The organism is Phocaeicola coprocola DSM 17136, from assembly GCF_000154845.1.
GTDB lineage: Bacteria > Bacteroidota > Bacteroidia > Bacteroidales > Bacteroidaceae > Phocaeicola > Phocaeicola coprocola.
This window is the reverse complement of record NZ_DS981470.1, coordinates 1-11375: the sequence shown is the minus strand read 5'-3', so window position 1 is coordinate 11375 and position 11375 is coordinate 1. Positions and strand designations below refer to the sequence as shown.

General features: G+C 40.3%; 8 protein-coding genes and 1 tRNA gene. 8 read left to right on the top strand and 1 reads right to left on the bottom strand.

From position 1 onward, the window contains the following. Positions 1 to 82: 82 nt before the first annotated feature. Entirely contained in the window at positions 83 to 493 is a 411-nt protein-coding gene (locus BACCOP_RS08335; RefSeq protein WP_007568207.1) for a PH domain-containing protein, read from the bottom strand. A gap of 603 nt (positions 494 to 1096) precedes the next feature. On the opposite strand from BACCOP_RS08335, the gene sppA reads away from it, so the two are divergent. From sppA to BACCOP_RS08285, 8 genes are all read left to right on the top strand, one after another. Then, the gene (sppA, locus tag BACCOP_RS08325; protein WP_007568203.1) at positions 1097 to 2863 is read left to right on the top strand and encodes a signal peptide peptidase SppA; all 1767 of its coding nucleotides are present in this window, start codon (positions 1097 to 1099) and stop codon (positions 2861 to 2863) included. Positions 2864 to 2878: 15 nt separating this feature from the next. After that, complete coding sequence (lpxK, locus tag BACCOP_RS08320; protein WP_007568202.1) at positions 2879 to 3988, top strand: tetraacyldisaccharide 4'-kinase; 1110 nt, start codon at positions 2879 to 2881, stop codon at positions 3986 to 3988. After that, positions 3945 to 4754, top strand: a complete 810-nt coding sequence (locus tag BACCOP_RS08315; protein ID WP_007568200.1) for a purine-nucleoside phosphorylase — start codon at positions 3945 to 3947, stop codon at positions 4752 to 4754. Before lpxK ends, BACCOP_RS08315 begins: the two co-directional genes overlap by 44 nt. A gap of 7 nt (positions 4755 to 4761) precedes the next feature. Beyond that, positions 4762 to 5802, top strand: a complete 1041-nt coding sequence (gene thiL, locus BACCOP_RS08310) for a thiamine-phosphate kinase (protein ID WP_007568198.1) — start codon at positions 4762 to 4764, stop codon at positions 5800 to 5802. A 159-nt stretch (positions 5803 to 5961) separates the two neighbouring features. Further along, positions 5962 to 6034 (top strand) — tRNA-Phe (locus BACCOP_RS08305). 445 nt (positions 6035 to 6479) lie between these two features. Further along, positions 6480 to 7715 (top strand): site-specific integrase, encoded by a 1236-nt coding sequence (locus BACCOP_RS08300; RefSeq protein ID WP_085960426.1) that lies wholly within the window; start codon positions 6480 to 6482, stop codon positions 7713 to 7715. 1613 nt (positions 7716 to 9328) lie between these two features. Continuing rightward, positions 9329 to 10255: a type VI secretion system tube protein TssD gene (gene tssD, locus BACCOP_RS08290; RefSeq protein WP_118164622.1), complete on the top strand. Its 927-nt coding sequence runs from the start codon at positions 9329 to 9331 to the stop codon at positions 10253 to 10255. Position 10256: 1 nt separating this feature from the next. Further along, the gene (locus BACCOP_RS08285) at positions 10257 to 11183 is read left to right on the top strand and encodes a hypothetical protein (protein ID WP_040311956.1); all 927 of its coding nucleotides are present in this window, start codon (positions 10257 to 10259) and stop codon (positions 11181 to 11183) included. Positions 11184 to 11375: the final 192 nt, after the last annotated feature.

Genomic DNA, 11375 nt, shown 5'->3' with positions numbered 1-11375 from the left:
AATCAGTTCAGGGCATTTCTTTCTCGAAAATGTCCTGAACTGATTCACTCTTATTTTATTTCTATAGCCCCAATAAAACTGTTTATATGTTCACACGAATATGATTTGCAGATATATCGCAAAGTTGCTTCACAAACTTCTGCTTATCTTTCGGAGATAGTACAACGCAATTCTTACCATACGTTATCTCGATTCTGTCTAAGGATGCTGCTGGAGCTGATAGAAACGTATGGGTATTGACAATCTCTGTTATCTCGTCAATATTAATGCGCTCGCTATAAAAAAAGGAATAATCAACACGTAAAGTCTTTCCTTCTATCGTGTATTTTATACTGAAGAGAAGTGCCAATGTAAGCACAAGCATAAACAAAACAACACTGAATTTCACTACTGAAAACTCGTTCCAAACTATAAATGTCAACGGTATGCCCCAAGCTGCCAGAATCAATATCAGCAACCAGATATCTATTTTTGATCTATATACTTGTTTCATAGTTTATCGGTTATCATTTAACGTGAATATAAGAGCATGTAGAACCTACCGGAAAAGAAAGACACGGCAATTAGGATATAAAATTTATAGTGCTAAATTACCACTTTTTCCTCAGAGTCTAAAGTTACAGAGATTTATTGTACAGCCGATGATTTCTGTAAGGAATTTACGTTACGACCGGGAAATATATGATTGCAAACAAGAATCCAGACACCGCTTCTTCTGCAACTTTGTTGTCAACTTCTCATCACCTATCGCAACATACGGTTTCGCAGCCGCAAGTAAACACCTTATCATCAACAGATTAAAAATGGCGAAATCATAATTACCGGAATTCCATAAAAGCCTTGCAGACACACAAAAAACAAGCTCCTGAATATCCTCTATTTTTTTGTACAAAAAATAAAAAAACATCGAGATGTTTTCCTGAACATATCAGCATGTTTTTCCTAAAAGATGCTGATATTTTATTTCACCTATGTCCGCTTCCGGTAAATACATTGCAACTTCCTCTTCGGCATCAGGAAAAAATTCGTTTGCTTTTGGTTATTCCGTGAAAAAGACTAACTTTGTTATTTAATAAATCTCTAAAAACATCACACAATGAAAGAGTTTTTGAAATACACCTTCGCCACCGTCTGCGGTCTGATTCTGACGGGAGTAGTCTTCACAATATTAGGTATTATCAGTCTTGCCGGAATGGTTGCTTCAACTTCCGGAACAGAAACTATAGTGAAAGACCGTTCGGTATTTGTACTCGAACTGAAAGGTAGTGTAATGGAACGCTACCAGGAAAATCCAATCATGCAATTTTTAGGGGAAGACTATGCGACTTACGGGCTGGATGACATTCTGACCTCTATCCGCAAAGCTAAAGAAAATGACAAAATAAAAGGTATCTATATCGATGCAGGTGCTTTCGCCTGTCAGACAGCTTCCATGCAGGCTATACGACGTGCATTGGTTGATTTCAAAGAAAGCGGGAAGTTTATCGTCGCTTATGCCGGAGCATATTCACAAGGTACTTACTATATTGCAAGTGTTGCCGATAAGGTAATAGCCAATCCTTCGGGAAGTATAGGCTGGCACGGACTATCTGCACAGACCATGTTCCTGAAAGGTCTGCTCGACAAAGTCGGAGTGGAAATGCAGGTATTTCGTGTAGGAACATACAAATCGGCAGTAGAACCATATATCGCTACTGAAATGAGTCCGGCAAACCGTGAACAGACACAAGCATTCATCGGCTCTATCTGGCAGCAGATTCTGAATGAGGTTTCCGAATCAAGAAAGATTTCTGTTGACTCCCTGAATGCTCTTGCCAGCCGTAATATGGATCTCCAGCCGGCAGAACTTTATCTCAGCACCGGCCTGGCAGATACACTAATGTACAAAGATGAAGTACTGGCCTACCTGAAACAGCTGACCGACTGTAAGGAAGATGAAAAACTGAATACACTTTCGCTTGAGGATATGGTAAACGTAAAACGAAACGTACCGAAAGATAAAAGTGGGAACGTCATTGCCGTATATTATGCTTATGGTGAAATAGACGGTGATGAATCTGCTGACGGAGAAGGTATCAACTCCGAAAAAGTCATAAAGGACTTGCGTAAGTTACGCGAAGATGAAAGCGTGAAGGCAGTTGTACTGCGTGTTAACTCTCCGGGAGGAAGTGCCTACGGTTCAGAACAGATCTGGCGTGAAGTTTCACTGCTGAAACAGGAAAAACCCGTTATCGTTTCTATGGGTGACTATGCCGCTTCGGGCGGTTACTATATATCCTGCGCTGCCGACTGGATTGTAGCCGAACCGACAACCCTGACAGGTTCTATCGGAATCTTCGGTCTGGTTCCGAATGCAGAAGGACTCCTGAAAGATAAGCTGGGGCTGAATTTCGATGTTGTAAAAACAAACGAACTGGCAGACTTGGGAGATTTGACCCGTCCGTTCAATGAAGAAGAAAAGGCTCTGATGCAAGGTATGGTCAATAAAGGATATGAACTCTTTACCAAACGTTGTGCCGACGGCAGAAAAATGAATATCGAAGATATCAAAAAGATAGCTGAAGGACGTGTGTGGACCGGAGAAATGGCCAAAGACCTGAAACTGGTAGATGAGCTGGGTGGACTGGATGAAGCTGTTGAAGTTGCAGCCTCACATGCTAAAATAGAACGTTATACGCTGGTAAGCTATCCGGAAAAAGAAGATTTCCTGACTTCACTGCTTAATACCCGGCCAAGCCGTTATATCAGCAGCCGTATGCAGGAAAATTTCGGTGAATATTACAACGGACTCCGTTTTGTAAAAAATCTCAAGGATGCCGATCGCCTGCAGGCGCGCATGCCGTTTGATGTGGTTATCAAATAAAGCATCGGCTGCCTGATGAAACTTGAAAGAAAAATAAAGATTTACCACGGACTGTTGCCATTAGCATGCCTCTACCGTCTGGGAGTAAGTATACGCAACTGGATGTTTGACAGAGGCATACTTCATTCACAGTCATTTCCGCTACCCGTTATCTGCGTGGGTAATATCAGCGTGGGAGGAACCGGAAAGACTCCACACACAGAATACCTCATCCGGTTGTTACAGAATGAATTTCAGGTAGCTGTACTCAGCCGTGGATATAAACGTAAATCGAAAGGTTTCGTTCTGGCTACTCCCGAAACAGATGCCGGGCAGATTGGCGATGAGCCTTATCAGATGGCGCACAAGTTTCCGGATATCTATGTGGCTGTAGACCGGGATCGCTGTCACGGCATTAATCAGCTAACAGATGGACATACAGCTCCCGGCATAAAGGTTATTGTTCTGGACGATGCTTTCCAGCATCGCTACGTGAAGGCAGGACTGACCATTCTGCTTATAGATTATAACCGTCCGATACATCTTGACCGGATGTTACCAGCCGGACGACTGCGGGAGCCGGAAAGTGGAAAAAAGCGTGCCGACATCATCATCGTAAGTAAGTGTCCGGCACAAATGAGCGAAGCAGAACAACAGGCGTTGCGATATGATATAGCACCCCTCCCCTGTCAGCAACTTTATTTTACAACGCTGGCATACGGAAAACTACAGCCTCTCTTCTCGGAAGAACCGGAAAAGAAGCTTGAAGAAATCCGAAACGATGACCATATCCTGCTGGTTACAGGTATAGCCTCACCGGCAGCCATCATCAGTAAACTGTCGGCTTATACGCAGTTTGTTACTCCGTCGACTTTTCCTGACCATCACGATTTTGATGCAACGGACATGAAACGGATAGAAGATGCGTTCAGAAAACTGCCTGAGGGTAAACGTTTCATCATCACAACCGAAAAGGATGCGGCACGGCTCATCGCTCATCCGCTACTGAGTGAAACGATGAAACCTTATATATATGTATTGCCGGTAGAGGTAGAATTTCTGAATAAAGAAGAACATTTATTTAACCAAAATATTATCGAGTATGTTAGAAAAAATTCAAGAAACAGCAGCTTTTCTAAAAGCTAGAATGCACACTCATCCCGAGACAGCCATCATTTTAGGTACAGGTCTGGGCAGTTTGGTACACGAAATTACCGATAAATATGAAATAAACTATTCCGAAATCCCCAACTTTCCGGTATCGACCGTAGAAGGCCATAGCGGTAAGCTGATTTTCGGTAAACTGGGCAACAAGGATATTATGGCCATGCAAGGTCGCTTCCACTTTTACGAAGGCTATTCAATGAAGGAAGTTACTTTTCCTGTACGTGTCATGCGCGAATTGGGTATCAAGACTTTGTTCGTTTCGAATGCAGCAGGAGGAACAAACCCGAATTTTGAAATCGGTGACCTGATGATTATCACTGACCATATCAACTTCTTCCCTGAACATCCGTTGCGTGGCAAGAACATCGAATACGGCCCCCGCTTCCCGGATATGAGTGAGGCTTACTCAAAAGAACTGATCGCAAAAGCTCTCGAAATTGCCGAAGAAAAAGGAATTAAGGTACAGCAGGGAGTATATATCGGAACACAGGGACCAACTTTCGAAACTCCGTCGGAATATAAGATGTTCCACATTCTGGGAGCCGATGCAGTAGGTATGTCTACTGTACCTGAAGTTATCGTAGCCAACCATTGCGGTATTAAGGTGTTCGGCGTTTCAGTTATCACTGACTTGGGAGTGGAAGGCAAAATTGTCGAAGTATCACACGAAGAGGTACAGAAGGCTGCCGATGAAGCACAGCCGCGCATGACTACCATCATGAGAGAACTTATTAACAGAGCGTAAAAAAACTATGCACGAAGGAAATAGAACTGAAATATCAACTCTCGGTGAGTTCGGGCTGATAAAGCATCTCACCACAGATATCAAACTACAGAATGAAGAAAGCAAGTATGGAATAGGTGACGATGCTGCCGTACTTGACTTTGCAGGAAAGCAGGTGCTGGTTACAACCGACTTGCTGATGGAAGGTGTTCATTTTGATCTGGTCTATACTCCCCTGAAGCATTTGGGATATAAATCAGCAATGGTAAATTTCTCGGATATCTATGCAATGAACGGTACACCTAAGCAGATTACCGTATCTCTGGCTGTATCGAAGCGTTTTTGCATAGAAGATCTGGAGGATTTTTACGATGGACTGAAACTGGCTTGCCAGCTACATCACGTAGATATCGTAGGCGGTGATACTACTTCTTCTGTAACAGGTCTTGCAATCTCCATTACCTGTATCGGTGAAGCTGACAAAGATAAGGTGGTTTATCGTAATGGAGCCAAAGATACAGATTTGATTTGCGTAAGCGGAGATTTGGGAGCAGCTTATATGGGACTTCAGCTGATGGAACGTGAGAAAGCTGTTTTTCAGGGAGAAAAAGACGTCCAACCTGACTTTGCCGGCAAAGAATATCTGTTGGAACGCTTCTTAAAGCCAGAAGCACGCCGCGACATCATCGAACGACTGGCTGAAGCAGGCATCCGTCCAACAGCAATGATGGATATATCCGACGGCCTCTCTTCTGAACTGATGCATATCTGTTCGCAAAGTCAGACAGGCTGCCGTGTGTACGAAGACCGTATTCCTATCGACTATCAGACCGCAGTCATGGCAGAAGAATTTAATATGAATCTGACAACTTGCGCCCTGAATGGAGGTGAGGACTATGAACTGCTGTTCACTGTACCTCTGACCGATCACGAAAAAGTCTCACAAATAGAAGGAGTAAAAGTTATCGGACATATCACAAAATCGGAGTTAGGTTGTGCCCTGATTACTCGCGACGGCAACGAACTTGAATTAAAGGCTCAAGGATGGAATCCACTTAAAGGTGAATAATAACAGCCCACATACAGTTAAAATCCCACTATTTTATGAGTAATAGTGGGATTTTTCATAAAAATCCGCCCTATTTTAATTTTTTCTCATATTTTTTTCGAGAATAGTTTGCAGTTTCAAAAACTTTGCTTACCTTTGCAACCGCAAACGAGAAAGATTGGTGCCATAGCTCAGTTGGTAGAGCAAAGGACTGAAAATCCTTGTGTCCCCGGTTCGATTCCTGGTGGCACCACTTTTACAAAACGAAAAATCATGAAAACCGCTGAAATACAGTTATTTCAGCGGTTTTTTCTTTATGTGCTGTCCGCAAAAATGTGCAATCCGGTGCAATAAAAAATTGCTGATTCGGTGGCTTTTTTTGAGTCCCATGAAAAAACCACCGATATGTACCATACTTCACTTATTCTCAACGATTTGCGTGAATCATTTTCAGGGATGAAATTCTACATTTGCATACCCTACTGAATGACGGATGAAATACAACGTCTGCTAAAGGCTTTCTTATCCGATGATAATGATTGTACCTACAGGCGGATAATAGTAAGAGAAACAAAAAACGGTGGTTTTTTAGAGCCGGCAATAATAAAAGCCACCGAATTTAACATTTCTCTCCAGCCATCCCCTCAATTCAGGATTGACGAAATAACCGAATGTGCAACTTCAAAAAGAAAATGATCATGAAACAAGGAACAATGAACATTCTATTTTTCGTTCTGAAAACAAAACTGCTGAAAAATGGCGAGGCTCCAATCCTAATGAGGATTACCATCAACGGGCAATATGAAGAAATAAGAATACAGAGAAGCGTTCCATTAAAGAACTGGAATCCGGCCAAGGGATGCAGCAAAGGAAAAGACAGGGCTTCCATCGAACTGAACAACTATATTTCCGCCCTCACTACACGCGCATACGAAAAGCACAAGGAACTGAACTTTGAATCGGCACTGATAACTCCAAAGACGATATTAAAGCGTGTGTTCAGAAAGGATGAGACTGTCCGGACGTTGCTTGGAACAGTCAAAGAAGAAATTTCTTCTATGGAGAAAGTTGTTGACATAGACTATTCTCCCGTCACCATCAACCGTTATAAGAATGTGCTCAGAAAACTTGAAACGTTTGTGCCATGTTTTTATGAGAAGGATGATATTACATTCCATGAACTTTCCCCTGATTTCATCAAGGCTTTTGATGTTTTCCTGAAGACAGAAGCCGGACTGTGCCGCAACACAATAGTCCGCTACATGAAATGCCTGAAGAAAATCACCAATATGGCAATAGCCAAAGAATGGATGCGGAAAGACCCGTTTTACGGATATAAGATGGAACAGGACGAGACAGATCCGGTATTCCTGACAAATAACGAGCTTCAGGCTATAATGAACAGGGAATTTGATATTCCGAGGCTGGAGCTTGTCAAGGACATCTTTTTGTTTGCGTGCTTCACCGGTCTGGCGTTCGCTGATGTATCCACATTAAGACCGGAACATCTGGAGCAGGACAATAACGGTGACTGGTGGATAAGAAAAGGACGTGTAAAGCTGGAGAGAAGAAGAAAGTCAAGTTCCATAGCAAATGTTCCGCTTCTTCCTGTTCCATTGGCAATACTTAAGAAATACGAATCACATCCGATATGTCTTAAACAAGGGACTTGCCTTCCTGTTGTCTGCAATCAGAAGGCAAACAGCTACCTGAAGGAGATTGCGGACTTCTGCGGCATCAAAAAGAATCTGACCACACATGCAGCCCGACATACATTTGCTACGACCGTCACGCTGGCCAACAACGTTCCATTACAGGAGGTCTCTGCCATGCTCGGACATGCTTCCACAAGAATGACACAACATTATGCAAGAGTCATGGACAGGAACCTGAAGGACAACATGAATATAGTAAGGAGCAAGATGGGATTGTAGATGGTAAACTTGCCCATGGCAAAATTTATTAGTGCATATTTGATTCTGTTCTACGGTTTAGTGTTTTTACATCATACTATTAAAGTTGTCAGGACATTATATTGACATAATACTATGTCCTGACACTATTATAATATAGAGGTGCTATGTTATTGCATTATTATGTTATTAGGGTATTATGTTGTTATGTTATTGTGTTATTGCAATATTATGTTATTAGGGCATTATGTTGTTGTGTTATTATGTTATTGCAATGTTATGTTATTACGTTGTCAGGGTATTACACTATTGCAATATTACAACAGAATTTATTTTATATACACACTGATTATCAATATATTACGGTATTTATTAAGCAGCGCATACAACCTTACTATAAAATCTACATACTATTATATGATACAGATTGATAGGTAATATCTGTAAATCAGGATACCATAGTACAATACAGCATAAGACTTTCAATATTGAATATTTAAATTTCGGCAAATAACTAAATATCAGGCACTCCATTCATACGATATTCAACTCTGCATACAGGTTTGCCACAAACAAACTGATATTTACATTTTTCATCAGGTAAATATGACTCTATTTTATAGCTATAAATGGGCATGGAGCCACAATCCACTTTAAGTGGATTTTCTGTTCAAACGAACAGAGCAAGTTGTGTTTTTGTCCGACAGAAAGTATTCTGCCAGACAAAAACCAACTTGCCCTCTCTCACGGTCGGGGGATTTTCCTCCGAAGTCGGAAATCCATAAAAGGGAATTTTAGTTTATTTTCAATGAGATTCAAGTATCCATAGGTATAATTTCCATATGCCGATTTTATTTTTTACTGTATCGGTTATTGATATAGTTTGCTTATTGAACTAATTGATTTTTTCAGTTTTCACCTATTTCATAATGAAAGCTTGTATTCATATTTTCAGAATAATAGTATATCTGAAAATCATATAGTATAATATCCTCTCTTTTCATCAATAATGTTATAGTTTTCACAATACTATCTAGTTTGTTTTTTAAACCTTCCTTGCTAATAGTACCATTTGATGCGTATATTGTAAGACAATACGAGTATTTTCCCCTGTGTCTATTAAAAAAACTTGCTTTATAAATCTGCCTATCTATTGAATCTATAGGTATATTATACAACACCTTCTTAAAAATACACATCTCACTGACAGCAATAGCTTTATCCTCTTCATGTTGTGCCACGCAAGCAACAGCGAAGAATGAATATGAGAAAATAAAAAAAGACATACGCTTTTGTATGTTAATTCTTTAAGAACGGCACCAAATTCCATACTGTTCCTCCTTTTGTATAAGCATGATTTAATGCATCTGTATTTTTTACTTCAATATAGTGTTCTGGCAACATTTTTTCTATCATATAAGCACAGGAAGAATCCAAATATGGTCTTCTTTTTACCAAAGATATGAAAATGAAAAAAAAGACAACTATTGTTCGCTTAATTTTTTATCTATGATATGTTTAGAAACACAACTTACCTATTTAATTATCTGTTAAATATTCATCTTTATGACAATAAATTTTGGAATATCCCTATTTTTTCCGTACTTGCATTTTGGAACTTTAAATATATTATTATGGCGGCATACAAAACAATAATGAGAACTGGCAGCATTTTTAATACAAATTCTGACGGTACTGCTATCTTCACGGATGTCTTTGAAGTAGAAAGCATGGAGTACTCTTTTGACAGAGGCATCAGCGATAACGGCAAACCTTCCACTCCTATCGTTGGTGGCATGGCTACCGTTGCATTCAGAGGATTTCCTCCCCAATATCTTCATAAATGGATTCTTAAGAGTAAAGAAAGGTTAAATGTGCAACTCGAAGTATTGAACTTGTCGGAAGAAAGTATACCAGAAGAGACATTGCAATTGCTCAATGCGGCATGTATTTCAATGAAGTTTTCTTATGAAGGGCTCGGTGAACAAGGTCTTGTCACAACCATACTCACATTGCAGGGTGAAGATGTCACATTAGGTTCAGACACGCTGTATTATGAATGGCAGGAAAGCCGGGACAAACCACAACGGACAGCATCTATATTCGTCTCAACATTTAATGCAAGCAAAGCAATTCCTATTGTCGTCGATCCATGTATCAAGGCATTTATGGAGATTGACGAGGACAGTGCACAGAAGCCGTATAGTTTGGATTCTTTCTCCATAGAATTTATGCAACGTGTAGATCATAAAGGAGAACCCGCCTGGGAAGAAAAAGGAGGCTTGTTTTCAATATCGCTGAATCATCCATCAAATTATCTGCTTAACCATTGGGCAATGTATAAGCACAAGCAGAAACATTCCGGCTATATAGTATTCAGGAATCCTGACGGGATGTCCAGTGCTGTCCTTTCCATCCGTTTTGAGAACGCATATTGCATAAGCTACAAAAAGTCCGTATCAGCCGCAACCGATGGAATCCTTTTGGAAATGATTATCACACCGGAGTCCCTGAAGTTCGGGAATATAGATTTTAACAATGGTAAATGGGCTGAAGACTGATATGGAACATAAGAATACAAATGACAAGAATGAATACCATTTCCAGCTGCCGGAAGTGGTAGTGAAAGGCAAAATGCCGGGATGGATGCGCAGGCAATTGGGAATGGCACTTCACCGGAATCCTGCATTATTTAGAAAATGCATGAAAAATGCCACTTCATTAGAGGAAAAACAGTTTTATTTCAATCTGGCTTTCAATGCGGCAAGGGAAGAAGCAGGACAGCAGTTTGTTCAGGCTGCTTTGACGGCAGCAGGCGTTATCTCTGCAATATCCACGGCTGGTGTATCACTTGCCGCTGCAACTTCATTTGGACGTCAGGCTGCATTGCTTGGACGTGGAGCTTTATTGAAAGGAAGTACATATGCAGGTAGAATTGCTTCTTCCATAGAAGCAGCTTCGTTGAGAGGTGGAATGGCTGTTCAAAATACAATAATGCGTTCTGCCACACACTTAAGAACACTTAGTAATATTACAGGCAGAATGCTTTATCCAAAAGGCTTGAGTTTTGATACGATGTTATTAATGGGTGGAACAGATTTTACTCTACAATGGGGAGGCAATACAATATATAAATACACAGAAGAGAATAAAACTTTTATTAATTCAATGTATGAGTCTTTGAATGATGTTAATTTAGTAAGCACATTAGCTAGTTCAATGAAATTACCATTTTTATGTAATGCTGTATTTGGTTCAAGTTTTAATGTGAATCTAAGAGGAAATACAAAAACTGTTTTTGATGGTGGAATTTCTACTCATGAGTTCTTGATTGATTTAGGTTTTGGAATAGGGCTAGGAAAAGTCGGAGAAAATACTTATTCTAACTTTTTCAAAAATAATACTTCTAAAGTGAGAAGATATATTCCTTATCCTTATGTGGAGAGAATCTCAAAACAACCAAAAATAACCAGAAATATTCAAGCGTAAGTCTTTATCTATCAGAATATTCTAAAAATTAACACTTTTCGGCTGCTTTTTGATGCTTCCCAAATTTCCACATATTTTTGAGACGTATTTCTGACGTGGAGAATTTGCGGAGCTTGTTTTTTGCCACATCGTGCGGACAGTTGACAAGGGTTTACAACCGTTTACGATGAGCGACAACAACCGCCCTGATAT

Bases quoted from the DNA above. Each gene is read 5' to 3' on its own strand.
- thiL (WP_007568198.1), top strand. From the start codon at position 4,762: ATGCACGAAGGAAATAGAACTGAAATATCAACTCTCGGTGAGTTCGGG.
- BACCOP_RS08315 (WP_007568200.1), top strand. From the start codon at position 3,945: ATGTTAGAAAAAATTCAAGAAACAGCAGCTTTTCTAAAAGCTAGAATG.
- BACCOP_RS08300 (WP_085960426.1), top strand. From the start codon at position 6,480: ATGAAACAAGGAACAATGAACATTCTATTTTTCGTTCTGAAAACAAAA.
- lpxK (WP_007568202.1), top strand. From the start codon at position 2,879: ATGAAACTTGAAAGAAAAATAAAGATTTACCACGGACTGTTGCCATTA.
- tssD (WP_118164622.1), top strand. From the start codon at position 9,329: ATGGCGGCATACAAAACAATAATGAGAACTGGCAGCATTTTTAATACA.
- BACCOP_RS08285 (WP_040311956.1), top strand. From the start codon at position 10,257: ATGGAACATAAGAATACAAATGACAAGAATGAATACCATTTCCAGCTG.
- BACCOP_RS08335 (WP_007568207.1), bottom strand. From the start codon at position 493: ATGAAACAAGTATATAGATCAAAAATAGATATCTGGTTGCTGATATTG.
- sppA (WP_007568203.1), top strand. From the start codon at position 1,097: ATGAAAGAGTTTTTGAAATACACCTTCGCCACCGTCTGCGGTCTGATT.